The organism is Brevibacterium sp. CCUG 69071 (assembly GCF_021023135.1).
Lineage (GTDB): Bacteria > Actinomycetota > Actinomycetes > Actinomycetales > Brevibacteriaceae > Brevibacterium.
The window spans coordinates 727166-753168 of the sequence record NZ_PGFV01000001.1 but is presented as its reverse complement, the minus strand read 5'-3'; the positions used below and the strand labels follow the sequence as shown (position 1 = coordinate 753168).

The 26003-nt window shown below is 64.2% G+C and carries 21 protein-coding genes and 1 pseudogene; 16 read left to right on the top strand and 6 right to left on the bottom strand.

Annotated elements, in window-relative coordinates; genetic code table 11:
• Nucleotides 1–13 precede the first annotated feature (13 nt).
• The 6 genes from CV023_RS03490 to CV023_RS03465 all read left to right on the top strand — a co-directional run bounded on the left by CV023_RS03490 (nt 14) and on the right by CV023_RS03465 (nt 6338).
• Nucleotides 14–1333, top strand: a complete 1320-nt coding sequence (locus CV023_RS03490) for a HEPN/Toprim-associated domain-containing protein (RefSeq protein WP_230744061.1) — start codon at nt 14–16, stop codon at nt 1331–1333.
• 760 nt (nt 1334–2093) lie between these two features.
• Nucleotides 2094–2354 carry a hypothetical protein gene (locus CV023_RS03485; RefSeq protein ID WP_230744060.1) on the top strand — a complete coding sequence of 87 codons (261 nt, stop codon included), beginning with the start codon at nt 2094–2096 and terminating at the stop codon, nt 2352–2354.
• A gap of 202 nt (nt 2355–2556) precedes the next feature.
• A complete protein-coding gene (locus CV023_RS03480) occupies nt 2557–3714 on the top strand; it encodes a hypothetical protein (RefSeq protein WP_230744059.1) in 1158 nt (385 codons plus the stop codon).
• Nucleotides 3715–4185: 471 nt separating this feature from the next.
• Nucleotides 4186–4380 carry a hypothetical protein gene (locus CV023_RS03475; RefSeq protein ID WP_230744058.1) on the top strand — a complete coding sequence of 65 codons (195 nt, stop codon included), beginning with the start codon at nt 4186–4188 and terminating at the stop codon, nt 4378–4380.
• Between the two features lie 33 nt (nt 4381–4413).
• The gene (locus CV023_RS03470; protein ID WP_230744057.1) at nt 4414–5736 is read left to right on the top strand and encodes an AAA family ATPase; all 1323 of its coding nucleotides are present in this window, start codon (nt 4414–4416) and stop codon (nt 5734–5736) included.
• A gap of 2 nt (nt 5737–5738) precedes the next feature.
• On the top strand, nt 5739–6338 hold the full coding sequence (locus CV023_RS03465) for an RloB family protein (protein WP_330166644.1): 600 nt from the start codon (nt 5739–5741) through the stop codon (nt 6336–6338).
• Between the two features lie 250 nt (nt 6339–6588).
• Here the strand turns inward: CV023_RS03465 and CV023_RS03460 are convergent, their stop codons facing one another.
• Nucleotides 6589–8937 (bottom strand): AAA family ATPase, encoded by a 2349-nt coding sequence (locus CV023_RS03460; protein WP_230744056.1) that lies wholly within the window; start codon nt 8935–8937, stop codon nt 6589–6591.
• 161 nt (nt 8938–9098) lie between these two features.
• The gene (locus tag CV023_RS03455) at nt 9099–9734 is read right to left on the bottom strand and encodes a recombinase family protein (protein ID WP_230744055.1); all 636 of its coding nucleotides are present in this window, start codon (nt 9732–9734) and stop codon (nt 9099–9101) included.
• A gap of 194 nt (nt 9735–9928) precedes the next feature.
• Here CV023_RS03455 and CV023_RS03450 point away from each other — a divergent pair.
• From CV023_RS03450 to CV023_RS03440, 3 genes and pseudogenes are all read left to right on the top strand, one after another.
• A pseudogene (locus CV023_RS03450) lies at nt 9929–10381 on the top strand (TrmH family RNA methyltransferase); the annotation flags it as partial.
• A 15-nt stretch (nt 10382–10396) separates the two neighbouring features.
• Entirely contained in the window at nt 10397–11374 is a 978-nt protein-coding gene (gene rhuM, locus CV023_RS03445; RefSeq protein ID WP_230744054.1) for a RhuM family protein, read from the top strand.
• 138 nt (nt 11375–11512) lie between these two features.
• Entirely contained in the window at nt 11513–12283 is a 771-nt protein-coding gene (locus tag CV023_RS03440; RefSeq protein ID WP_230744052.1) for a phosphatase, read from the top strand.
• Nucleotides 12284–12286: 3 nt separating this feature from the next.
• On the opposite strand, the gene CV023_RS03435 is transcribed toward CV023_RS03440, so the two are convergent.
• Nucleotides 12287–12838 carry a YbaK/EbsC family protein gene (locus CV023_RS03435; protein WP_230744051.1) on the bottom strand — a complete coding sequence of 184 codons (552 nt, stop codon included), beginning with the start codon at nt 12836–12838 and terminating at the stop codon, nt 12287–12289.
• Nucleotides 12839–13014: 176 nt separating this feature from the next.
• Here CV023_RS03435 and CV023_RS03430 point away from each other — a divergent pair, with 176 nt between their 5' ends.
• Nucleotides 13015–13269, top strand: a complete 255-nt coding sequence (locus tag CV023_RS03430; RefSeq protein ID WP_230744050.1) for a type B 50S ribosomal protein L31 — start codon at nt 13015–13017, stop codon at nt 13267–13269.
• A gap of 114 nt (nt 13270–13383) precedes the next feature.
• On the opposite strand, the gene CV023_RS03425 is transcribed toward CV023_RS03430, so the two are convergent.
• The 3 genes from CV023_RS03425 to CV023_RS03415 all read right to left on the bottom strand — a co-directional run bounded on the left by CV023_RS03425 (nt 13384) and on the right by CV023_RS03415 (nt 15473).
• On the bottom strand, nt 13384–14208 hold the full coding sequence (locus CV023_RS03425) for a PfkB family carbohydrate kinase (protein ID WP_230744049.1): 825 nt from the start codon (nt 14206–14208) through the stop codon (nt 13384–13386).
• Between the two features lie 45 nt (nt 14209–14253).
• Nucleotides 14254–14718 carry a tRNA (cytidine(34)-2'-O)-methyltransferase gene (locus CV023_RS03420; RefSeq protein WP_230744048.1) on the bottom strand — a complete coding sequence of 155 codons (465 nt, stop codon included), beginning with the start codon at nt 14716–14718 and terminating at the stop codon, nt 14254–14256.
• A gap of 89 nt (nt 14719–14807) precedes the next feature.
• Nucleotides 14808–15473, bottom strand: coding sequence for a class I SAM-dependent methyltransferase (locus CV023_RS03415; protein WP_230744047.1), 666 nt, complete (start codon nt 15471–15473; stop codon nt 14808–14810).
• A gap of 231 nt (nt 15474–15704) precedes the next feature.
• Between CV023_RS03415 and CV023_RS03410 the strand changes: the two genes are divergently transcribed.
• The 6 genes from CV023_RS03410 to metX all read left to right on the top strand — a co-directional run bounded on the left by CV023_RS03410 (nt 15705) and on the right by metX (nt 25916).
• Entirely contained in the window at nt 15705–17435 is a 1731-nt protein-coding gene (locus CV023_RS03410; protein ID WP_230744046.1) for an HNH endonuclease signature motif containing protein, read from the top strand.
• 39 nt (nt 17436–17474) lie between these two features.
• Nucleotides 17475–18290: a porin gene (locus CV023_RS03405; RefSeq protein WP_230744045.1), complete on the top strand. Its 816-nt coding sequence runs from the start codon at nt 17475–17477 to the stop codon at nt 18288–18290.
• Nucleotides 18280–19908, top strand: coding sequence for a Y-family DNA polymerase (locus CV023_RS03400; RefSeq protein WP_230744044.1), 1629 nt, complete (start codon nt 18280–18282; stop codon nt 19906–19908). Before CV023_RS03405 ends, CV023_RS03400 begins: the two co-directional genes overlap by 11 nt.
• A gap of 1 nt (nt 19909) precedes the next feature.
• On the top strand, nt 19910–23422 hold the full coding sequence (locus CV023_RS03395; RefSeq protein ID WP_230744043.1) for an error-prone DNA polymerase: 3513 nt from the start codon (nt 19910–19912) through the stop codon (nt 23420–23422).
• Between the two features lie 135 nt (nt 23423–23557).
• On the top strand, nt 23558–24880 hold the full coding sequence (locus CV023_RS03390) for an O-acetylhomoserine aminocarboxypropyltransferase/cysteine synthase family protein (RefSeq protein WP_230744042.1): 1323 nt from the start codon (nt 23558–23560) through the stop codon (nt 24878–24880).
• 1 nt (nt 24881) lies between these two features.
• On the top strand, nt 24882–25916 hold the full coding sequence (gene metX, locus CV023_RS03385) for a homoserine O-acetyltransferase MetX (RefSeq protein WP_230744041.1): 1035 nt from the start codon (nt 24882–24884) through the stop codon (nt 25914–25916).
• The last annotated feature ends 87 nt before the right edge of the window (nt 25917–26003 follow it).

Sequence of the window (26003 nt, the reverse complement as noted above, 5' to 3'; positions counted from 1 at the left end):
ACGAGGAACGGCAGTGAGCGACCGTTGGTGGCTTTATCGAGGCGGAAATCAGATTCAATGGGGTCGGAACGAAACTCCTCTCGCGCTTCTCACGTTATTCACGGAGACCGAGAAAGTCGCAGATAAACATTGGTTAGACGTCTGCGAACGACAAACGTCACGTCTGTACACTGCTGATGATGCAGCGCTGCAGGCGGAAGATGAAATCTTCTTAGAGGAAGTTGATCCTTCGCGTACATTTGGTTACCTAGCGAAGGTGTCGACTATTCGCCGGCGTTTGTCTTTAATGGGCTTCACCGCGGAAGCGTGCCGGCGAGAGCTGTCACGCGGCATCTACGAGGTTATCGAGGAAGATCAGCTGGGAGACGCTATCTCCGTTCTCGATCTGGGTGGAGTTGTTAGTAACGTCCCCAAGGAGGAGGTGCTGGATCGGGCACTGCAGGCGTATGAGGCTGGCCAATCAGGACGGTTAGACGATCCCATCGAAAAGTATTGCTCACGCTATATCGAAGTGTTTTTGGAATCAGGAGTCGATCGTAGAGTACTTCTAGCGCTTCAGCTCGAGTCCTCAGAATCAAACGACGAGGTTTGGATTGATTTGCACGATCTCTACTTCGCTGGCTACTTCGAAAGCATAGACAACATCACGCAACTTGCTGTGGATGAGCTCGCAGTTAGTGTGAGCTCAGGCGGACCGATTGTAGTCGTCACCGAGGGAGTCACAGACGCCGAGTTCCTGAAATCTGCACTCGACCTTGTCGCACCACAACTATCGCACATGTTTCGCTTCTTCGATAGGGAAGCAGGAGCCGAACTGAACGCAGCTCAAGTTGTTCGCACACTGCGTGCCTTCGCGGCCGCCGGGATAACTAATCGCGTCGTCGGTGTCCTTGATAATGATGCAGCGGGGCGTGCGGCGGCCAGAGAGCTCGAGGCAAAGCCACGTCCAAGCAACAATCGGTACTTCCTGCTTCCAGACGTTCCATATGGGGAGTCGTATCCGACTCTTGGGCCCAGCGGCGACTCGAATCTTGACATCAATGGCCGTGCGGTGGCGATCGAATTTCAATTTGGACTTGACGTATTGCGCAAAGAGAACGGTGAGTTCGCAAAGGTTGAGTGGTCCGGACCCGTTGCTTCAATCGGAGCTTATCAAGGCAGCCTTTCGAAGGCAGATAAAGCCTATGTACAGAAAAACATAAGGTCCTTCCTTGCGGGCGCTTCGCCAGACCATGAGGTTGATCGAGATTCTTGGTCTGCGATGCGGGCGCTTGTTGGGAGTCTTTTAAGTGCGGCCGAGCCCGAATCGTTTCCTGGACAGTTTTATACGTAATGCGAATGAGTGTTCTATGCACCAGTTGCCGTATGCCGCCTGGTACGGCGCTCATCGTAAGATGGGCGTCGAGGCGCTCTCTTCCTGACAATCGGCACCAATCGAGTCGGTACTGACTGTTGGCCGATTCTAATGACTGAAGTCCACGCGATCGTATACTTGCTCCTGGCCCAGGCGATACCACGGCTCATCGCCGACAAAGAGGCTCCCGAACCGATCTCACTATCCACTATGTCACCTCTCGGTCGGGAACAGCGATGAGTGAGATGCTCTTGCCTCCGACTACATCACCGCTGCGTCGCAGTGACATGTGCAACGGCTGGGTGTGGACTCTGCGCGGATTGACCTCGGTGGCAAGGTTACTCAGGTACACGTTATACCGGGCCCGGTGAACACTCGAGCTGGATCGCACACTTGGCCGACAATATGGTGACCTCGGGGAACCCACGCCTGCTGCCACTCGATTCCGACATATGTGACGTCATTTTCCGCAACTCGAGACTGCGAAGGCGCGTGACCCTCTCATGGAAGGAGAGGCGAATAAGTTGATCGCTTCGGACTGGGATGAAAATGCGACGCCAGCCACCCTTGCGCGGGCAAGACCCGAATTGCTCTCTGGTTCCTCGCCGATGATCATGCCTTCAGAAGGGTGCGCCTCGGCCGCAGGTTGGGCGACCGGAATGTGGAGTGCGGTGGTCAGAGGGCTCCAGGGCGCTGGGCGGGAAATGCACGGCCTCTAATCGGGCGGGAAAATAGAACGATGGACAGCAGACTACTCCCCGCACACGACAACGAGCTCGGCTACTCCGAGCAGCAGCTCGTCGGCATCCTCGGCGACCGCATGGCTGACTTCCGCGAGCACATGATCATGAAGACCTACGCGAACGGAGAGAGCGGGCCCGTCTACTATCCGAGCGATGTGCATCGCTACGTCGAGCATATGCTGCCGCCTGAGTCAGCTCCGCTGTCTCGTGGGCAAGTCGCGGCTCTGTTTTCGGTCCGTGATGAGTCTTCGTCCTGAGCGGTCAGAGACCGCCCGAGGCATGGTTTCGCCTGAACTCTCGCAATCACAAGTAGTTCGCGGCCAGCAACATGCGGAGCCCGTCGATCAGCTCGGGATCCACACCACGAGACCGGGCCTATCGCTCCCAATTCGCCGCGGCCTTCGCGGAGGCCGACGGAGCATGGACTCCGCAATTCAACGCTAATCAGAAAGACCGAGGATGAGTTCGAACTACACATGGTTGCCCGACCACCATCTGGCCGTGGCGGCGACGCTCGCACACGCTGATGAGATTATCGGGGAAGTCGCCAGCCTCCTTTTCGACTATCAGACGCAGCCGAAAGGGATCATCCAGCTGCGAGAAGTGCCGATGATCACCCACAGTCAGACTATCGTGCTGAGCATATCGCCGATACCGCGCAAGGTCGTCCTCTTGGTCGCCGACGCTTTGGTAGTCCTGCGGAATGCTATCGAGCACACCCTGTTCGCTGAGGTTGAGTACCGCGATGGCACGCTCGACGAGAAAGCGGCCAAAGTCGTAGAGATGCCGGCGGCGCAGACTTACGATGCGTTCGACGCATGGATGAAGGGTCGTGCGAAGAACGGGCCGCCGTCCCTGCAGCGGGGTAGCGAGTTGATCAAGCGCATCGAGGGGCTCCAACCGTTCCATCGGACGGTGGGCTCGCATGATCACCCGATGGCGCTGCTAGCGCTGCACACAAACCACTCGAAACACCGATCGCCAGCGGTCACCGCCGTCCGCCTCGCAGCGATTCATCGCGAGGACCGTATGCCGTCGCCGTTGGCAGATGTCGAGCGTCGCCCGGAGGTGCCGTTGCAGGTCGGGGAGGTGATCGCGGAGACCCCCAGAGGTCAGCACACTCCTGTCGCGCTCTTCCCGACCATTGGTATTAACCGGCCCGGTACCGAGCGCTGGCCGGTGCTGATGAAGGAGCTTGACGAACTTGCCACGTGGGTACGGTGTCAAGCAGTGCCACGGTTGATCACGGGGGTCGAACCGCCTGCACCGGCCTTGCCTGCTCGGTACGAAATCTCGGTCGGCCATGACGACGAGCGCAGTGCGCTGTCTTCAGGGTCGACGATGTCTGCCCCGCAGCTCCACAACGACCGCCTCAGGGCTGCAGCAATGCGCCGCGATATGGTCGAGACCATAAGCAAGATGGACGATGACCTGGGTACCGAGCAGATCGCGGCATGGCTGGAGAGCTTGTCGGACCAGGAGATGCTTGCTCGGATGCAGCAACTGAGACCTACCGTCACGTATGAGCCGGAGACCGTGCTGAGCAACTTCGCTGTGCTCGAACGGATGCGCGACGATGCTCGTGCGTTCGCCAGCCTCCCGGTCGAGCAGGATTAGAACAGCCAACCTCCGGGTGGTGCGCAGGCACTGCTAGGATCAAAGACGTGAGCCCCGGTGACTATTCGGATCTTCTAAGACCGGACTCCCGGGGCAACCGTCTTGTCGGAGGCGCATATGCGCGGCAAACGACAGAGCTCACCTGACTCAAGTGGGCCCAGCAGGACGCGGTAACGGCGACGAACGCGCACGACCTCCGAGTCGGGACGGCCTGGTCGCTCGCCTCCGCTTCGACTTCGAGTCCCTCCGCGACGGATGCCGGTGACCCGTCCCGCTGTTCGGCGAAGATCCGCCGTGCGCCCTCGACACAGATGCGCTCCTTCTACGGCTCCGGCAGGTTGGCGATAAACGGCTCGAGCGCAGTGTGTGTCAGCGGTACCCGACCCGCTGATCGCCCCTCGTTGCAGTGCTGCCCCGACTCCCTGAGTTGGACATAGCCGACTGCAACTGCACCGACCATGTGTGCCGCACATGAACCGGCCCGACGAGCTCCGGCAGCCCTTTGCCGGGGGCGTGGACGGTGGCATGCAGTGTGAGGTTCTTCGCCGTGACTCGAACCGCCTCAATCTCAATGATGATCTTCCGACGGATCTCGGCGACCTCGTCGAATCGGTCGCTCGTCATGCTGAACTGATCGGAGCGTATCGATTCGCTCGAAAAACGTGAAAGATGATGCGTTCGGCATGCTATGGTCTTATCATGATCCTGTTGAGCTTCACCGTGCGTAACCACGCCAGCATCAGGGATGAGATCACGCTCGACCTCACGCATCCCTCCCTCCGGACCCTGCAGCCGAAGGATGCCGACTGGTCGAGTGCGAGCTACTCGCTTGCGGGTATCTTCGGCGGCAACGCCACCGGCAAGTCGGCGGTGCTGGATGCCCTGCGCTTTGTCTTCACAGCAATCCAGCTGTCCGCGACTAGCTGGCAGGCATCCAAGTCCGTACACCGGGCACCCTTCCAGCTCGATGGGACGGCGCGCTCGTCCTCGAGCACATACGAGCTCGACTTCGTCCACGACGGCCGCCGGCACCTGTACGGCTTCGAGGTCGACGCGGAGGGGATTAGGCGTGAGTGGATGCGCGATGTGCCCAGCTCGCGCTGGCGCACCCTGCTCGAGCGTGACCGGGGGGAGGGCACGCTCACATTCCACGCGGCATTACGTGGAAAGATTGAGGTCACTCCTCGTGAGCTGGTCCTCAGTCGTGCGCTGCTGCTTGGGGACACGCTGTTGCACGCCATCGCCCGGGATCTCGTATCGCACTTCGACGCAGTGCTGGTCAAGGACTCCCACCGCGAGTCACGGCTGAGGGACATCGCGGATTCCCTGGCGGAGAAGACCATCACCTTCGCCGATCTTGAGGCGCTGCTCCAGGTCGCCGACATCGGCGTAGTGAAGGTCGACATCGAGGAGACGAACATCCCCGAGCGCATCCGTCGAGCGTTCCTCAACCTAGAGCGTGACCTGCGTAACGACGCAGAGGACGAGGGCGGCGAGGACGACAGCGCTGATGAACTCGATCCTGATCAGCTCGAGCAGGTGATCCGCCACCTGGTGTTCACCCACCGCGGCACGGTCGAGGACTGCCCGGCGTTCTCGATCCAGGACGAGAGCGACGGCACCATCGCGTGGCTCGCTACCGCGGTGCCTGCTCTGGAAGCCCTCCGGCAGGGTGGGCTCCTCGTGGTCGACGAGATCGATGCGAGCCTGCACCCTCACTTGCTGGAGGTCCTGCTCGGGGCGTTCGCGGATCCGGGTGTCAACACGGAGCACGCGCAGCTGATCTTCACCAGCCACGAGTCGTACGTCCTGTCGCCGTTGAGCGAGGTGAAGCTCGATCCGGAGCAGGTGTGGTTCACGGACAAGTCCTATGAGGGCGTCACCGAACTGACTTGCCTCTCTGACTTCCCGAGGCACCCCGACGCCAACGTCTCCCGGCGCTACCTGACGGGCCGATATGGGGGCACCCCGCGTCTCTCGCCCAGCTCGTTGGCCGCACTCGTGCAGTCCGGCAAGGCTTGAGCGTGGCAGGCCGGCAGGGACGTCGAGCGCAGAGACGGCCGCAGCGCAATCCTGCCCGGCGCATCCTTGTGGTGACCGAGGGCATCAGAACGGAGCCCCAGTACGTCGAGCGTCTTGATGGGTACCTGCGCAGCAGGTCGGCCACGGCAATCGTCAAGTCGGTGGGTGTTGGGGAGGACCCTCTTCGCGTCGTGGAAAAGTCCATCGAGCTGCGTGATGCTGCCGCGGGCACGGAGAAGCGTTACGACGTCTGCGTGTGCCTGGTCGACGTCGATGAACACACCACTCTGGAGCGCGCGAGTCGCCTGGCTGAGCACGAGTCGATCCTTCTGCTGGTCTCGAACCTCAAGTTCGAGGCCTGGCTGCGCTGGCACGCCGAGGACAAGAGATCGGCGTTGAGTTCGTCACAGTTGGATCAGCGGATGGCGACGCTCAAGCTCACCACGGGAAAGAGGCTGCCGCTGCGCTTTCCCATCGACGGCGTCGACGATGCCTGCAGAGTCGCCCGAGCGGCGGATCCCGCGATGCAAGCTGGCCGTGTCGGCCCGGATCCGTCGTCGGCGATGCCGATCCTCGTTGACCTCATGCGCGGGGAGAGCTGATGCGCCGCAGCGTGGTCTGCTGATCTGGCAGGCATCGGCTCGGGTCCTCATCGCATCGGGGACCGCGTACAGCTCGGTGACGCCATCGTCCGCGAGGAAGGCTCGGGTCTGCTGCACGGGTAGGTGACATCTGATCTGGCTTGCCTGTGGGGTGGGCTTGGAAGGATGGCATCGCGCAGCTACGGAAGCTTGCTTGTACTGGAGGAGCAGAGGGGCTGAGGGAGGCGAATACGAAACCGCGCGATAACCGTCACGAATCCGTCGGCGATGTCAGCACGCCCTGATTGCTCAGCCGCTCGAAATGACGCAGGTTGCTCAGACGCTCTAAGAAGGCAGGGTACTCGTCGACCTTCTTAAGGGGTTCAGTGGAGAGTTTGAAATCGCGGCGAATGCTTGCCGTACCAACACGGATGGCATCTCCCGCGGTGGTCGAATCCACGGCCGCATCGATACGGCCGAGCATGCTCATAGCTCGATCGCGGGTGCAGCCCGTGGGGTAGTCCTTCACGAAGGTATCGATGGCGCGTTCAAGCCTCTGGTCGCGCCGGCTCTGTGACTCCATCTCCCTGGCCCGATTCAACGTCTCAGTGAGACGTGCTAGGAGCAGTCCGAAGTTCTTATCTAATGCCAGAACTCCGGCCGGACGGCTCTTGTCGATATCCAATTCCGCGAGGTATGCGAGGAGCTCTTTCGCGAACCCTGCCTTGCCGAGCTTGGTTGCGAAGACTGCGTTGAAGGCTTGGTCGAGGGCATCCCACATGTTGCCTTTGCAAGCTTCGAGTCGATCCTTCAGGTCGCTTTCAATGAGTTTCGCTGTGGTCGTCTCGCTATGGCCCAAGAAGTGCTGGGCATAACGCCGCGCGGCAATGACCGCAATGCCGGCAGGTACGAGGTCCTCCGGCTCACGAACGATCACTCCCGGTGTGACGTCGGGGGAGGCATCGGCAGCCCACTCTGCGACCTGCACGACCAACTCGTCGGCGACGGTGGGCTTTCCGTGAGCGCCACCCTTCTTGATCTGCTTCCGAGCTGTGTTGCCGGCGTCGTCCCCATCGACCAGGACAGCGCATGCGGGCTTCACCTGATCACGACCGCGTGCAAGGTAGAGCATGTATGGGATGTTCGATCCGCCGGGGACGATGGTGACCTGATTGAGATCGAGGCACTGACTTGGTGCAACTCCCGAGCGGAGAAGTCTCATGTTCATACCTGCGAGGAGGACCTGGTCAGCGATCCCCTCAACGAAAAGGTTATCGCCGCCGATGAAGGCTGTCTCGGCGACAAACGACCCTAGTGAGGTTCGTAGCGGCTCGTAGTGATTACGGGTCGCGTCCTTTACGTGTCGGGTGCCCTCATCGCGTGAACCTTTGTCTACCACTCGCACTCGGTGCCCGGCGTTGCGGTTGATGAGGAACGGGGAGTGAGTGACGTAGACGACTTGGTCTTCGCGGTCGGAATCGTCGGGCCGTGCGTGGTGCTCGAACACTCGGAGCAAGTCCTGCTGTCCAGACGCCGAGAGATACGCGTCCGGTTCGTCCATGAGGAGAACCTCCGGCTGCGAACTTGGCCGGTCATGTGCAAGCATCTGGACGTAGTAGCTGAGGAAGTACTGCAGGCCGCGGCTGCGTTCCGTGAAGGAGTAGTCGGTCCCGGTGCGGTCACGGATCGTGAAGACAAGTTCGTGCTCGCGCGGTGACACGCGGAGCTGGAACTCCGGATCTTGGCTCCACCAACGAGACACATTGAGGTGGCGGGCAATCGAGTTGTTCATCTCCTGAATGAGACCGTTGACCAGGCCCTCGCGCTCTTCTGCGATAGCTTCTTGCAGCTCTTTGAAGCTGGACTGCTCGATCTGAGCGATCTTGACCAGCAGGTCGATCCCGAGCTGTTGCTCCTTCTGCTTCTGCGTGTCTACGCCTTCCTGGCCGGTGACGATCTCCGCCAGCGCTGACGCACTCTTCGAGATCTCGTCAGCAGAAGTCACTGCGGCGAGAATTTCCAACAGAGCAGAGCGCTTCTTGCGCCCGTTTAGCGACTTGGCATGGCCCGCGAGCATCCCGATAGACACCGAGTCAGGGAGAGCCGTGTTCGTGTCAAGTTCATGCGGATGTGGCAGGAGATCTTGAAGCGCTCGACCCTGGACGTCACTGAGGACGACGCGCTGATCGTCGGCATTAACGACGGCCATGACTCCCGGTTCCGGTCGTAGAAGGAGAATGTCGCCGCTTTGAAGCAGAGGGATGGCTTGTGCCGCGATCACCTCTGCCTCGGACTCATCGAGGGCGAGTATCGCGCCGACTTCTGGGTAGAGGCGTGAGCCGTGCTCGACCGAGAAGAGAGTGGATGACCGGCAAAAGTCTCGCTGAAGCAAGCCCTCGCCTGTCAGTACGATCTTGATCGCATCGAGAAGATGCGTCTTACCCGACTCGTTCGCGCCGACGACCGCGGTGATGTCCGGCTCGAGCGAGATGCGCACGTGCGGCATCCATCCGTCCTTGGTCTGCTGCCAGGGCACCTGCTTAGCACCCGGCGTTGCCTTCAACTCGTAGTCGAAGTTGAACGATTTGTAGAACCGCACCAACACCTGTGTCACGCGCATGATCACGTCCTCGCCATCTGTTCATCCCGGCTCGGAGAGCCTGCCTAAGGCAAATTGTACAGAGCACGTCCGACATCAGGAGGGCGATGCGGCCTACGCGCCTCGGCGATGTCGGCCTACGCGAGCCACCTCGCTTCCAACCGTCTCTGAAGTGAGTGTGTTCAGAGGCATGACGGCTCCCGGTCACGCCAGCGAAGCAGCGGCCGTGTGCTCCGTAGTCCCGTCACCTGCGCCGCAGGTGCTTCACTCTCCGGCGAGGACAGCGTGCACGGTCCCGACTGACACGCTGAGCGATCGTGCGATGGAGCGGAGCGTCTCTCCCTCATCGCGCTGGGCGAAGATGGCGGCTCGCATGGCACGATCGGCGACTCGCGGCGCCCCCCGACCGCTCCACCTTCACGAGCTGCTTGCAGTCCGCGCTTGATCCTGTCGCTCAGAATCGAGCGTCGGCTCTCGGTGATGTCCCGTACCGGCTCGCGAATGTCCGAGAGCTTGTCGTAGTCACCAGCATCAGAGCCTTCGAGAACCCGGACCGCGACACCGTGCTCGATCAGATCGATCAGCACCTCCCAGCCGTCGACCATACTTTGGGCCAGGTCCCTGACCTTCCTCACCACAAGTCGGTCGCCGGTGCCAAGCTGCTCCACCACGGTGAGGAGTGCTGGGCGGCTGTCGAGCAGGCGTCGGCGGGAGGACTCTTCCTCGAACACTTGAGCGCACATCGGGTCCACCGCATCGTGCTGTTCTTGTACGTTGCGGGGGTCCCGGGTGACTCGCACTAGACCGATGAGCGTCATCGTGTGAGGCACAGAGTCGGTCCCTCCGAGCATGTCGCTGGCCGGATAGATGAAATCTGGACACTTGCAGTTCTCATAGGTTTATTGAACACGAAGCTGCGAAGGCCTGGCATCTCCGAAGGTCCAATACGTGGTCTGACCAGCGATAAACTACTTCCATGCGATGTCCTCGCGCTCCCTCTGCAGTCGTGCTGAGAACCCTGGTTCCTCTAGAACGAGTTGGGACACCTCCCAACGTCGGCGCGATCTTCCGTTCCGCTGCCGCTTTCGGCGTCGACGCGGTGCTGGTCACGCCGAGGTGCGCCGACCCGCTGTACAGGCGCTCGATCCGGGTGTCCATGGGCACCGTGTTCCAGGTGCCGTGGACCCGCATCGAATCCTGGCCCGCCGGGGTCGATGCCTTGCGCGAACTCGGCTTCCACGTCGCGGCTCTGGCCTTGGAGGAGGACTCGGTGGCGATCCGCGACTTCGCCGCCTCGGCACCGGACCGTACGGCGGTGGTCTTCGGCACCGAAGGCGACGGACTGCGGAAGTCGACGATCACGGCCTGCGATTCGACCGTGATGATCCCGATGAGCGGGGGAGTCGATTCCCTCAACGTCGCGGCCGCCTCGGCGGTGGCCTGCTTCGCCCTGCAGAAAGTGTGATTCTGCTCCTGTGTCATGGGCGCAGGCTACGGTGGCATGATGAGTGACTCAGTTGAGCTGTACACGACCGATGACGGCGTCACTTCACTCCTGGTGCGCACGGATGCTGAAACCGTTTGGCTGACTCGACAGCAGTTGGCGGTGTTGTTCGGCCGCGACGTGAAGACTATCGGCAAACACATCGCCAACGCCTTGCGCGAAGAGCTGGAGGGCGAGGCGGAAGCAACTGTCGCAAAATTTGCGACAGTTCAACGTGAGGGCCAGCGCAGCGTGACGCGGAACGTCGAACACTACAGCCTCGATCTCATTATCTCTATCGGCTATCGCGTCAAGTCATCGGAAGGCGTGCGATTCCGGAAGTGGGCTACAGATGTTCTCCGCGAATATCTCATCGAGGGTGCAGCGACCAACCAACGACGACTCGACCAGTTGAACAAGATCGTCCAAGTCCTGGGTCGATCTGATGATCGCCTGGTCGCGGGCGTTGCCGATGTTCTGTCGTCGTTCCTGCCGGCGATGACGATGCTTCGAGAATTCGACGAGGGACACATTCCTACCGAACCTCGGGGGATTCCTGACTGGACTTTGACACTCGACGAAGCTCGACGAGTAATCCGGAATGCTGGCAGACAGTTTCCCTCAGACACCCTCTTCGGTCGGGAGCGAGGTGATGGGGTAGCTGCCGTTATCGGAGCGATCTATCAGGGATTCGGCGATCACGAGCTATACCCGACTGTCGAGGAAAAGGCCGCGAACCTGCTCTACTTCGTAGTCAAAGACCACCCGCTCGCCGACGGAAACAAACGCAGCGCAGCCGCGCTGTTCCTCACATTTCTCGACCGGAATAACGCGTTGATGAAAGACGACGGCGGCACGCGGGTGGCCAACAACGCTCTCGCGGCGATCACATTGCTGGTAGCGATGAGCGACCCGACAGAGAAGGAATTGATGATCGCACTTATCGTACGCATGATCGTCCCGGAGAGTGAGTGACCCGGAACCGAGCCGAAACCGTACGGATCGCCTGTGCAAGACTGAGTACTGTCAATCGCCACGACACTGCATGACGTGCCCCGGAACCGAAATCAGTGGGGCATTTGAGATAGCAACCGCACCTGAATGAGGAGAGCATTGGACCGCAGCACCCTTGCGAAAGCCCTTGAAGCCGGAGCCATCACCGGCGAAGTCGCCACCCCTCGAGAGAACAACCTCTCCCACATCAGACGCTTCCTCGACCAGGAGCGGCAGTTCGACTTCGGAGTGAAACTCACTCGAGAGTGGGACTATGACACGGTCTTCGCCCTCATGGTCGACCGGTGCGGACTGCGCCCGGATCCCGACTTCCTCACAGGCGTGGACACGATCTCGACCGAGGCCTGCATCGACGCGCTCGAGAAACTCGCCGAGGCTGTCGGCGAAACTGCTCGTGCCGAAGGCCGGATCCTCTTCGCGACCGGACATCCGGCCGGTCTGCTGCCCGTGCACATGGCGATCGCGGAAGCGGCGGCAGCCGCGGGGGCACACATCGTCTCGCAGGATCACTTCATCCCGGTGGCCGAGCTCGGCGGCGATGTCCGACAGATCAACCGCGTCTGGACCTGGCACCTGCACGGTGGAACCCCGCATACGCACCTGGCCGAACCGATGCACACCCTTCTCGATGACATCGAAGCCCGCGGCGAGGCTCTGCCCGACCTCATCGTCGCCGATCACGGTTGGGCCGGCGCGGCATCGAGCCGGGGGCTGCGGACGATCGGCTATGCCGACTGCAACGACCCGGCGCTCTTCGTCGCCGAGGCACAAGGGGCGCTCGAGGCCTGCATTCCCCTCGACGACGATGTCGTGCCGAACCTCTATGCCCCGCTCATCGAGTTCGTCCTCGAACGGGCGGGACTGCGCTGAGCTCTACTCGATCTCGTTCGCCAGGCCTTCGACCACCTCGGCGCCGGGCAGTGAGGCAAGAGCGGCACCGGAGAGGATGAGCTTCGACCCGCGGATCCCGGAGCCGATGATGAGCTCTTCAGCTTCGGCGACGCGGGAGTCGATGAGCACCCGGTAGTCCGCGGGCAGGCCGATCGGACCGATGCCTCCGTATTCCATTCCGGATTCGCCGACAGCTCGATCCATCGGCAGGAACGAAGCCTTGCGGACATCGAGGAGTTTCTTCACGCGCTTGTTGACATCGGCGCGGGTGTTCGCGAGCACCATGCAGGCCGCGATCCTCTCGTCACCGGACCGCGAACCCGCGACCAGCACGCAGTTCGCCGAGGTCTCCGGACCCAGACCCGTGGCATCGAGGAGGGCGGCGGTATCAGCGATCTGGGGATCGATGGCGAAGGCGTCGACCTCGCCGGTGATCGTCGGCAGAGCCGCAGCGGTGGGTTCGGCGAGGAGTTCGGGGGAGGCGGATGCGGGCTGGAGCTCGAATTGCGTGGAGATGCGTTCCTTCGTGGTCATGGCCACAGTTTAGGAGACGCGTCTCGAATCGCATTGCGGGCGTCCATCGGATAGACTGGACTGTCGCTTCGTGTCCGGTTCCTACGGTGCGGGGCGTGTCCAGCAGACGAATTCGGGCACTGGCGGATGGGCAGACCCATACCAGGAGCCTGACAGGATTCAGCAGAGGTAAGAAAATGAAGAAGGACATCCACCCGGAATACGCACCGATCGTGTTCAACGATCTGTCGTCGGGAACCAAGTTCCTCACCCGCTCCACCGCCAAGAGCGACAAGACCATCGAGTGGGAAGACGGCAACGTCTACCCCGTGATCGACGTTGAGATCTCGAGCGCCTCGCACCCGTTCTACACCGGCAAGCAGCGCATCCTCGACTCCGCCGGTCGCGTCGAGAAGTTCAAGGACCGCTACAAGGGCTTCGGCAAGCGCTGAATCCGTTTCGGCTCCGGCCGAGGAGGCGGCATTGCCGCCCTCAACGGTTCCAGATACGAACTGCCCCGCACACTTCGGTGTGCGGGGCAGTTCTGCGTCTGGAGGATTTTTCGGTCAGTCGATGCTCACCGACACCTCGAGTGCGGGCTGAGTGCGAGCCGCAGGGTGAAGCAGGGAGGCTACCCCGGTGGCGTTGTCGAGGCAGTTCGCGATTCCGTGCGCCACCTTCTCCTTGGCGGAGACCACGGCTTCACGGATGCTCAGGCCGGTGGCGATGCCGGCGGCGATCGACGAGGCGAATGAGCAGCCCGCACCGTTGACGAGCTTCTCGTTGACCTTGCGTGAGCGCAGCGTCGTCACGCTCTCGCCGTCGTAGAGCACGTCGATGGCGTCTTCGCCGGCCAGGCGGGCCCCGCCCTTGACGACGACGTTCTGTGCTCCCTGACCGTGGATGATCTTCGCAGCCTTGACCATGCCCTCGAGCGAGTCGATCGGGTCGAGTCCGGCCAAGGTCGCGGCCTCTTCGAGGTTCGGGGTGATGACGGTGGCCAAGGGGACGAGATTCTCGACGAAGAGGTCCTTGAGATCGACCATCGTGCCGACGCCCTTGCACACCAGCACCGGGTCGAAGACGTACGGCAGCTCGTTGTCCTTGAGTTCCTGGGCGAGCACTAGAGCCGATTCCACGGAGCCGAGCATGCCCGACTTGATCGCGTCGAACCGGTGGACGGCGAGGGCGGATTCGAGCTGACGGTTGACGACCTCGGGTTCGATGAATTCGACGACGTGGGCGAAGCGGTCGGCGGGATCGAAGGTGACGATGCAGGTGACGACGGCGGTGCCGAAGGCCCCGTACTCCTCGAACATCTTCAGATCGGCTTCGAGCCCTGCTCCGCCGGAGACATCGGAACCGGCGACGGTGAGCACTTTGGAGGTCATGGTGGTCCTTTCAGGTAAAGCTGACGCGAAGAAGTCTACGCGGGATCAGGCTCCCGCGTAGCCCTGCTGCCGCCATGCCTCGTAGATCGCGATCGACGCGGAATTCGCGAGATTGAGGGACCGGCGCGAAGGCAGCATCGGAATCCGCACGGTCAAATCGACATGATCGTCGGAGATGACGGATTCGGGAAGTCCCGTCGACTCCTGCCCGAACAGTAGGACGTCGCCGTCACGGTAGTCCACTTCGGCGAAGGACTGGTCCGTATGGGTGCTGAACGCGATCACCCGACGCTCGCCGAGGTGGTCCCACAGGTCCGCCAAAGTCGGATGGACCGTGACATGGGCGAGGTCGTGATAGTCGAGCCCCGCCCGCCGCAGCTTCGCATCGGAGAGGTCGAATCCGAGGGGTTCGACGAGGTGGAGGTGGGCACCCGTGACCGCGGCCAGGCGGATGGCATTTCCGGTGTTCCCGGGGATCTCGGGGGTGTGGAAGACGATGTCGATGTTCATATGTCGACCATTTTCTCACCTTTCACCGTCGAGTCGGTTCACTCCGTCAGTTGGTTCATCCCGCCACCCGGTTCGCTCCTGTAGTCGGTTCATTCCTCCAGCCGGACGAGCAGATACCCCTGCCGACTCGTTTCGGGGAATCGACCCGATCGATCGGGTTCGCGTTCGATGCGCGTGACAGGTGCGAATCCGTGCGGCGCAAGGACCGCGAGGACGTCATCGATCGAGCGTCGGTGGAAGTCGAGGTCGACGTCGAAACCGGCCAGATCGGTGAAATGGTCGACCCGGTCGCCGAGCTGGAATGCCAGTTGGAGGAATCCGCCGGGCCTGAGCACACGAGCCGCCTCTGCGCAGGCGACGTCGAGGTCTGAATCGCTGAGATGGATGCTCGAGTACCAGGACACAGCGCCCGAGACGCTGCTCTCCGCGTAGGGGAGTGCGGTCATCGATCCGGTTGTGAAGGAGAGATTCGGGTAGAGGCCTTGGGCGATGGCGACCATCTCGGGGGAGAGGTCGAGCCCTGCCGGAGCAAGGCCGAGGGCGGCGAGGAATGTGGTGATGCGACCCGGCCCGCAGCCGAGATCGAGCGTCTCCGACTGGCCCGTCGCGGCGACGAGTTCGGAGAAGGCCCCGAGGATCGCACGATCATGAGGCTTCGCGGTGAGCTCGTCGGCGATCCAGTCCGTGTAGGTTTCGGCGATGGCGTCATAGGAGTCTCGGGTTGCGGCCCGGCGGTCGCTGCTGCTGTCGTCCATGACGCCAGCGTACCTGCGGGCACCGACATGACATTCCGCAGATGGAGCCGGGCACGTCCCTGACCAGTGGAAACGAACAGTAATAGAAGAAATGTGTATATTTGATCGGCATGCTTCCATCCGTTCGCTTTCCCGTGTCAGTGCCGGTCCGTACTGTGAAGGTATGGTTCGCGGTCATGGGGATTCACGAACCACGCCGGCCGGGCAGGGCCGCAGGGGAAGGGGAGAACCATGAAGGAGAAGGAAACCGCAGATCTCGAGGGGCTCAGCGTCGACCCGCGCGACTACGGAGGACACGGCGACGGAGAGCGTGAGGGCAGAGGACCCGGCGGGAGCGGTCATGACAGTGGAACGCCTGACAGCGAGATGACTGACAGCGGGGCGCCTGGCAGCGCCGCAGCCATGGAGACGGCGGAACCAGGTGAGGCCGAGCTCAGCATTCTCAGCGGGGAGGAGATCGTCGCCGCCATCCAACGCAATATCTCGTGCATCGCCTACTGCCATGCCCGAGTCATCGACCTCATCGATGAGGCGGATCGGCGCGGCCTGTGGGTGCAGTGGGTCGGTGTGAAGTCCCTGCCGCAGTGGGTCATGCACATCGCTTCGGTGACGATGCACACCGCACGAGAGTATGTGCGGGTGATGACCGCCCTGCGGCAGATGCCGAAGGTCAGGCAGAGTCTCGCCGAGGGTGACGTCAGCTATTCGAAGGTCAGGGAAGTCACACGATTGGGAGAGCGGATCGGCGACGAAGAGGCGCTGCGTCTGGCAACGGTGGCCACGGGCAGTCAGATCAGTCGGATCTCGCAGAACTACCAGCAGCTGGCCGCGTCCACCGAGACCGCCGACATTCCCCGTCTGCTGCCCAGCGACACCCTGTCCTTCCGACCGAACGGACCCGGTCGGATTCGCATCACGATCGACCTGGGAGAGGACGAAGCGGGTGAACTCAACACCATGCTCGAAGCCGCCCGCCAGGCCATCGAAGCGGAGACACGTGAGGACTCCTCTGCCGAGGACGCCGACGACAGCCCGGACTCCGTTCCCGACATCTTCGACGAAGACTGGTCGAAGGCCCGGGATGACGACAATGAGAAAGATAAGCTCCGCTATGAGCCGATCTCCCAGGTGATGTGCCTGATGCGGGTCGTCCGCGCCTTCCCTCGTGCGGAATCCGAGGGGGTCGTCGACGCCGACCGCGCTCGGATGCTCGTCCACGCCTCCGCCGAGGTGGTCACTCGCGCCGGTGCCGCCCTCGAGGCCGCCGAGCCCAGCCCCGAGATCCCCCTCGACGATTCGGGTGCAGGGGGTTCGGGCACGGAGGCGGACGAAAACGTCCCAGCGGGGACGTCGGCGGATGCGACCTGCCGGATCGAGGGATTCGGCGGCATCACCTCGGCGACGACGGAGCGACTGAGCTGTGAGGCTCTGATCAGCGGAACGATCAAGGCCGCTGACGGGGACGTGCTCATGCTCGGACGGTCGAAGCGGCTGGTCAGCAAGCGCCAGCGTCTGGCGCTGAGTGCTCGCGACATCGGGTGCCAGTTCCCCGGCTGTCGGGCTCGGCGCCGTTGCGATGCCCACCATATCCGGCCCTGGTCGGCGGGTGGGGCGACCGATATGGGCAATCTCGTACTGCTCTGCCGCGCTCACCATACGGCGGTCCACACGTTCCAGCTCCGCATCGAACGCACCGGCGCACCCTTCGCGGGAGCTCTGCAGGCCCCGCCCGCATTCGCCTTCTTCTTGCCCGACGGTTCGGAGCTCCTGCCGCTCGAGAAGGGGCAGATCGGACGACAGGTGCTCGGCACCGCACGGCTGGTCGAGGTGGCGAAGAGGGCCACGGTTGAAGCAGATCCGTTCACCGTGGGCGGCGGCTACGGATTCGATCTCGACCTCTGCATCGCTTGGATGTTCGAAGCCGAATGGCGACACGCCCGGGGGAACGATGTGGCCGCCTGAATCTTGCCTATTTCGAACACTAGTTCGATAATGGATGTCATGTCAGCAGCACCGGTCGTCGAACAGCTCAGCCGGGAGATGGGAATCTCCACGGCCGCAGCCCTGTTCGACGGAATCCCGCCTCACCCCGTGGATTCCGTGCTGTCGCCGATGTTCCGCCGGGGCGGCCTTCCCCGCGGTGAACTCGTGACCTTCACCGGGGGACAGTCCCTGAGCTGCGCCCTGGCGACGATCGCGGCCGCGACGAAGGAGCGGAAGTGGTGCGCCGGCATCGGGCTCGGAGAGCCGGCGGTGGCCTCCATCGCCGATCTGGGCGTCGACCTCGACCATTTCGTCAACCTCGCGACCCCGCCGGAGGACTGGCTGCGGGTGGTCTCCATTCTCATCGAATCCTTCGACATCCTCCTCGTCGATCCGGGGTTCCTGCCGAGTGCCTCCGAACGCGCCCGCCTGCTGGCCAAAATCCGGGAGCGGCGGATCAGCCTCATCAGCCTGCGTCCGATGTCCGGGAGCACCGAACAGATCGAGATCACGGACACGCAGTGGTCGGGCACCTCGCACGGTCATGGGCGCCTGCGCTCCTGCCTGGTCAGGGCCCGTTCACAGACGGGGATCCACCGATTCCTGCTGCCCGGTCCCACGGGCACACCCGCCGAGGCGCCGTCGGTGACCCAGGCGCCAGCGGTGACCCCGGCACCAGTGGTGACGCCCGTGCACATGACCGCAGACGCGGGGGCACCCGAACCCGTCCCCGCAGGGACCTCTGCGCACGTTCCCGCAGGGGCATCTGCCGGCGTCCCCGCGGGGACGCGGACGGGCACGCACCTGAGGCAGGTGATCGGCGGTGTCGGCTGAGCCCGCGCGCACTCTCGTCCTCACGGTTCCCGACTGGCCGGCGGTGGCAGCCGCGGCCGAACGCGATCTCGATCCGAGCACCCCGGTGGCGGTCCTCCACACCGGCAAGGTCGTCGCCGCCAACGCCCCTGCCCGCGCCGCGGGCATCACCGTGGGCAACAACAGGCGAGCGGTCGGCTTCCGCTGCCCCGAGGCCCAGGTCGTGGCCTGGGACGAGGACGTGGACAACAGGCACTTCTCCGCGGGAGTCGGTGCTCTCGAGAGCCTCGTGGCGAGATTCACCCTGCTGGCCCCCGGCACACTGGCGATCCCGCTGTCCTCCCTCAGACACGGCTATGCCGATGAGCCCAGCGCCGTCGAAGCCCTGATCTCCGCGCTCGTGGTCGAGACGGGCTGGGAGTTCTTCCCCGGCATCGCCGACACCGTGTTCGCCGCCGTGCTCGCCGCCGGGCAGGCCCGACGGGTCGAACCGGGAGACACCGTGGAGTTCCTCGCCGCCCAGCCGATCCGGACCCTCGAATACGCCGGGGCCGAGGTGAACGAACTCATCGACGTCTTCTGGCAGCTGGGACTGCGCACGCTCGGGGATCTGGCCCGACTCGAGGCGAAGGACGTGAACTCCCGGTTCGGGGCCTTCGGCCGTCACGTCCACGACCTGGCCACGGGCACAGACAGGTCTGCCCTGCCCGATCACGTCCGTGAGGAGCAGCTCGCCGTCGAACGCGTGCTCGACGAGCCGACGACCCGCAGCGACACCCTCGGCTTCCTCGCCCGCCAGATCGGTGCCGAGCTTCTGGGCAAGGTCCGCCGGCAGGGACTCGTGTGCACGCAGATCACGATCGAACTGGCCGCCGTGGCGGGAGAGTCCTCGAACCGGACCTGGCGGATCGAGGACATGAACGAGAACGCCATCGCCGACCGTCTGCGGTGGCAGGCGGAGGGCTGGCTGGCCGCTTCCGGGCACGGGGGAGGCGGAAACGAGCGCGTCGGCGACACACCCAGCAGGCGCCAGCAGGATCCCGACATCGTCGACGAACCGGCGCCCGACCCGGAGGACTTCTCCGCCGACGGCATCATCTCCCTCACACTCAGGGCCGCGGAGCTGACCACACCGGTCGGCGCCACGAAGAGCCTGTTCGATGAGAACACCGGGCAGATCACCCACACCCTCGAACGCCTCCAGGGACTCTTCGGCCCGGACGCGGTCCTGGTCCCCGGCCTCCAGGGCGGATGGGATCCGGCCGAGACGAACCTGTGGACCCCGTGGCAGCAGACGGCGACCCCCGTCCGCAGCCCCCGCGCCCCCTGGCCCGGTGCCCTGCACGCACCTCGGCCGACGACGGTCGAACACCTGGCCGTCGATGTGCTCGCCGCGAACGGCCGACCGGTCCAGGCCCGACCCTCGGGGCTGGAAACCGAACCGCGGACGATCCGCTTCCCGTCCGGGGACACGGAGGCCATCGCCGACTATTCGGGATCCTGGCCCATCGAATCCGGATGGTGGGATCCGGAGAAAGCACGCTATCGGACCCGCCTGCAGGTCGTGACTGAACCGGGCCGAGCACTCCTGCTGAGCAAGGAGAACGGCCAGTGGTACATCACGGGCAGGTACCGCTGAGATGGGATTCTCGAACCCGCGCACCCCGTGGTCGAAGCTGGCTCGCCGTCTCGAGGGCAAGCACATTCCCGAGAACGACCAGCACACCCCGGAGAACGACCAACACACCTCTGAGAGCGACCAGCACACCCAGGAGGACGGTCAGCGCGCCTATAAAGGCGACCAGCACACCTCCGCAGAGAACCACACCGGCAAGCTCGTCGCAGACCGGCAGGTCGTCGACAAGCACGCTGACGGCTCCGATGCCCCCGCCTTCGCCCGACCCGACCGTTACCGCGTCTCGGTGGGCCCCGGAGGCTCCGACGGGCCCGGTCGGTATCTCGGTCCCGCCCCGTCGGCAGGACAGGGCACCGGCGCCGGACCGGTCCTGCGGACCTCTCGCCTCGAATGGGCGGAGCTGCACGTGCACTCCCAGTTCAGCTTCCTCGACGGGGCCTCCGACCCTGAAGAGCTTGTCGCCGCCGGTGCCGCCGCCGGTCTGAGCTCCCTTGCGCTGACCGATCACAATGGTCTCTACGGTGCGGTGAGATTCGCCCATGCCGCCGCCGAGGTGGGCCTGCCCACCGTCTTCGGAGCCGAGCTGTCCGTGGGGCTGAGTGAGAAGATCCCCGGCCAGACCGATCCCGATGCCACCCATCTGCTCGTCCTCGCCCGCGGTGTCGAGGGATACCACCGGCTCTCACAGGCCATCACCGAAGCCAACCTGGCCGGTGAGAAGAACCGCCCGGTGTTCGACCTCGAGGAGCTCGCGGCGATGAGCGGGGACTGGACGATCCTCACCGGCTGCCGCAAGGGACCGCTGCGCAGAGCCCTCGACGATGCCGACGGGGGCCTCGGCGCTCTGCGCAGGCTCATCACGCTGTTCGGACCCGACCGTCTCGCGGTCGAACTCAGCCGGGACGGCACCCCGGATGACGACGAACGGCTGCACCACCTCGGCGAGCTGGCCCAGCGTACGCACCTGCCGGTGGTCGCCAGCAACGGTGTGCACTTCGCCACCCGGGCGCAGTGGAAGTCCGCGCAGGTGCGGGCGTCGGTGCGGTCCCGTCTGTCCCTCGACGAACTGGCCGGTTGGCTGCCGGCGACGGCGAGCGCCCGCATCCACACGGGGGAGGAGATGGCCGCGCGCTTCCCCCGCCGGGCGCTGGAGAACGCGGTCGCCATCGGTCAGGAATGCGCATTCACCCTGAACTCGGCGCGCCCGGATCTGCCCCGGGCCCCGATGCCCGAGGACCGTGGGGCAGAGGAGTACCTGCGCGCACTCATCGCCGAACGCGGCCGGCGTCGCTACGGGACGCGGACGGAGAACCCGCGGGCCTGGGCGCAGCTGGACCGGGAGATGAGCCTGATCGCGCAGCTGGGCTTCTGCGGATACTTCCTCATCGTCTTCGACATCACCGAGTTCTGCCACCGGTCGGCCATCTTCTGTCAGGGCCGGGGCTCGGCGGCGAACTCCGCGGTCTGCTACGTCCTCGGCATCACCGCCGTCGATGCGGTCAAACACGAACTCCTCTTCGACCGGTTCCTGTCCCCGGACCGCAAGGGCTACCCGGACATCGACATCGACATCGAATCGGGCCGTCGGGAAGAGGTCATCCAATACGTCTACGACCACTTCGGCCGCGACCGGGCCGCTCAGGTCGCCAATGTCATCACCTACCGGGCGAAGTCGGCGATCCGGGATGCTGCCTTCAGCCTCGGCTATGCTCCCGGCCAGCAGGACGCATTCTCGAAGACGAGCAACCGGTGGACGAGCCTGCCCGATCCCACCGACTCACCGGTCCCGGCTCCCGTGCTCGCCGTCGCGGGTGACCTCCTCGGCTCGCCTCGCCACCTGGGCATCCACTCGGGCGGAATGATCCTCGCCGACCGACCCATCGGCGAGGTGGTCCCGATCGAGAGAGCCACGATGGGCCACCGCACCGTCGTGCAGTGGGACAAGGACGACTGTGCGGCCATGGACCTCGTGAAGTTCGACCTGCTGGGGCTGGGCATGCTCACCGCGCTGCACGAGATGGTCGACCTAGTCCACCGGCACACGGGCGAGCACATCGACCGGGCGACCATCGACGACGATGACGAGGCCGTCTACGCGATGCTGCGCCGAGCCGATGCGATCGGAGTCTTCCAGGTCGAATCGCGGGCCCAGCTGGCGACCCTGCCGCGGCTGAAGCCCGAGAACTTCTACGACCTCGCCGTCCAGGTCGCCCTCATCCGGCCCGGACCCATCCAGGGCGGGTCCGTCCACCCCTACATCCGGCGGAGGCAGAAACTCGACGCGGTCGAATACCTCCACCCGTTGCTGGCGAAGTCCCTGGCCAAGACCTACGGGGTGCCGCTGTTCCAGGAGCAGCTCATGCAGATGGCCATCGACGTCGGCGGCTTCACCGGGGCCGATGCCGACCAGCTGCGGCAGGCCATGGGATCGCGCCGCTCGGAGCGGCGAATGGCCGAGCTGGCCGAGAAGTTCCGGACCGGAGCCGCGGCCAAGGGAGTCGAGGAGGAGACCGCAGAGGCGATCTTCGCCACTATCGCCGCCTTCGCGAACTACGGCTTCCCGGAATCGCATGCGATCAGCTTCGCCAACCTCGTCTACCAGTCCGCCTGGTTCAAATACCACCACCATGCGGCCTTCACCGTGGGGCTGCTGCGCAGCCAGCCGATGGGCTTCTACTCCCCGCAGTCGCTCGTCGCCGATGCGCGCCGCCACGGAGTGGAGATCCTGCCCGTCGACATCCGGCACTCACAGGCCGAGGCCGACCTCGAACGCGTCCCCGCGGGGACGCCGGAAAGGACAGGGACCGCCTCGGCGGGGGAATTCGGGATCCGACTGGGACTCGACTCGGTCACCCATGTGGGCGCCTTCGCCGAGGTGATCGTGGCCGAGCGCGCACGCGCGGCTTTCACCTCGGTGGCGGACCTGGCCGAGCGGACCGGGATCGGCAAGCAGGCCCTCGAGGGCCTGGCCACGGCGGGGGCCCTGCGCGGATTCGACCTCGACCGCAGGCAGGCGCTGTGGGTGGCCGGGGGAGTCGCGGGTGCCCACCCGGGGGTGCTGCCGGGCACGGCCACGATCAGCTCGGCGCCGAGCCTGCCGAGCATGGACGTCTTCGACACCACCCTGGCCGAGCTGTTCTCCACCGGGATCACCGTCGACGGCTACCCGACCGAGATGCTGCGGGCCTCCCTGACCGCACGCGGCTACGCGTCGACAGCCGATGCCGCGGCGGCCGAGGACGGAACCCGGATGACCGTCGCCGCCATCGTCACCCACCGGCAGCGCCCGGCCACTGCCTCGGGGATCACCTTCATCAACCTCGAGGACGAATTCGGGATGCTCAACGTCGTGGCCACGGCCGGGCTGATGAAGCGATTCCGCACGGTCGCGACCTCACGCAACGCACTCGTGGTCACCGGCCTGATCCAGCGCGGGGGAGAGGTCGTCAGCCTCTACGCCCACAAGCTCATCCCGCTCGAGGTGCAGCTGCCGACGAAGTCCCGCAATTTCCGCTGACGGACGGTGCGCAGCTGTGACACGTGTGACGAAACATGACGGACCGTGACACGAAGATGACACCTGCGAACCCGCGGAACCCGAACGTCGATGACAGTAGTGGGAACACCAGGCAGCATCAGCAGAGGAGAGACCATGACTCAGTCATTCGAGACCCGCCAGATCCACGCCGGCCAGACCCCCGACCCGGTGACGGGATCGCGCGCGCTTCCCATCCACCAGACCACCTCGTACGTCTTCAACGACAGCGCGCACGCGAAGGACCGCTTCGCCCTGGCCGACATCGGACCCGTCTACACCCGCATCACCAACCCCACCACGGAGGTCGTGGAGAACCGGATCGCGGACCTCGAAGGCGGAGTCCACGCCGTGCTCACCGCCTCGGGGCAGTCGGCGGAATTCCTCTCCATCACCAACATCGCCGGTGCCGGTGACCACGTGGTGGCCAGCTCGAGCCTCTACGGCGGCACCTACAACCTGCTCGATGTGACCCTGCGCAAGCTCGGCATCGAGACCACGTTCGTCGACGTCGACGACCACGAAGCGTGGAAGAACGCGGTTCAGGACAACACGAAGCTCTTCTTCGCCGAGGTCGTCTCCAACCCTCGTTCGGACGTCCTCGACATCGAGGCGGTCTCGACCATCGCCCACGAAGCCGGCGTCCCCCTCATCGTCGACAACACCCTGGCCAGCCCCTACCTCGTGCGTCCGATCGAATACGGCGCCGATGTGGTGGTGCACTCGGCCACGAAGTACCTCGGCGGCCACGGCAGCTCGATCGCCGGAGTCGTCGTCGACGGCGGAACCTTCGACTACGGCACCGATGCCGAGAAGTTCCCCGGCTTCAACACCCCCGATGACTCCTACAACGGACTTGTCTACGCCCGTGACCTGGGCGCGGATTCGCCCTTCGGCGCGAATGTGTCCTACGGACTCAAGCTGCGGGTCCAGCTTCTGCGCGACCTCGGTCCCGCGGCGAGCCCGTTCAACGCCTTCCTCATCGCCCAGGGACTCGAGACGCTGAGCCTGCGCATCGAACGCCACGTCGAGAACGCCCAGAAGATCGCCGCCTACCTCGAGTCCCACGAGCAGGTCAGCCGCGTCGCCTACGCCGGACTCGAGTCGAGCCCCTGGAACGGACTGGCGAAGAAGTACCTGCCCAACGGCGTCGGATCCGTGCTGGCCTTCGACATCGCCGGCGGCTACGACGCGGCCGTGGCCTTCGTCGACGCCCTCGAGCTGCACTCGCTCGTGGCGAACATCGGCGACGTCCGCTCGCTCGTCATCCACCCGGCCTCGACGACGCACTCGCAGCTGGATGAGGAGGCTCAGGCCGCCGCCGGCGTCAACCCGGCACTGGTGCGCCTGTCCGTGGGCCTCGAAGGCATCGACGACATCATCGCCGACCTCGACAAGGGCTTCGCCGCCGCGGCAGCGAACGCATCCGCCGCAGCCTGAGATGACCACCCAGAGCACCTCCGTCGAGCGGATCCTCGGCTTCGTCACGGACTCCGGACACACGTTCGGCACCGTTGAGGTCGCCTATGAGACCTTCGGCACCCTCAATGCCGACCGCAGCAATGCTGTCCTGGTCGAACACGCATTGACCGGCGACACCCACGTCACCGAATGGTGGCCGGGTGTCGTCGGTCCAGGTGAAGCGATCGACACCGATGAGTACTTCGTGGTGTGTGCGAATTCGCTCGGCGGGTGCTCGGGAACCACCGGTCCGCAGTCGACCTACGATGACGGTCTGCCGTACGGCTCACGCTTCCCAGCGGTGACGATCCGGGATATGGCCCGGCTCGAGCACAATCTCGCCCAGATCCTCGGCATCGATTCCTGGCACGCCGTCATCGGCGGATCCATGGGCGGGGCGAGGGCGCTGGAGTTCGCGCTGCTCGACCGGCGCAAGGTCGGCAAGTGTGCGATCATCGCGGCTCCGGCGTTCTCCGAGGCCGATCAGATCGCCTGGGCGATGATGCAGGAGCGCGCCATCGAACTCGACCCGAACTACTATTCGGGCGACTACACCGCCGTCGGCCGGTTTCCGGCCCAGGGACTCGGTCTGGCCCGGCAGATCGCGCACCTGACCTACCGCAACGATGCCGATCTCAACCTGCGGTTCTCCCGGCGTCTGCAGGACACCGACTACTACGAGGTCTCCTCCTACCTCGACTATCAGGCGAAGAAGCTGATGGGACGCTTCGACCCGCACAGCTACCTGGTGCTGACCAGGGCGCTGCGCGATCACGATGTGCGCACCGGTCGCTCGAACGATCTGCGCACCGCACTGTCCCAGGCCTGCACCGACAATCTCGTCGTCTCGGTCTCCTCGGACCGTCTCTACACTCCGATGCAGGTCGAGCTGCTCGCCCAGAACCTGCCGGGACGCGTGACCCATCAGGTCATCGACTCTCCCGTCGGGCACGACGGGTTTCTCACCGAGGGCGCGAAGATCTCGGCGGCGCTGCGGGAGTTCCTCGCCGCCTGATCCCGGGGCCGCCGGGCTCGAGTCCGCCCGACCACCGGGCTCGACTCCGCCTGAACACCGCCGACAACGAACACCACCGACAAAGGC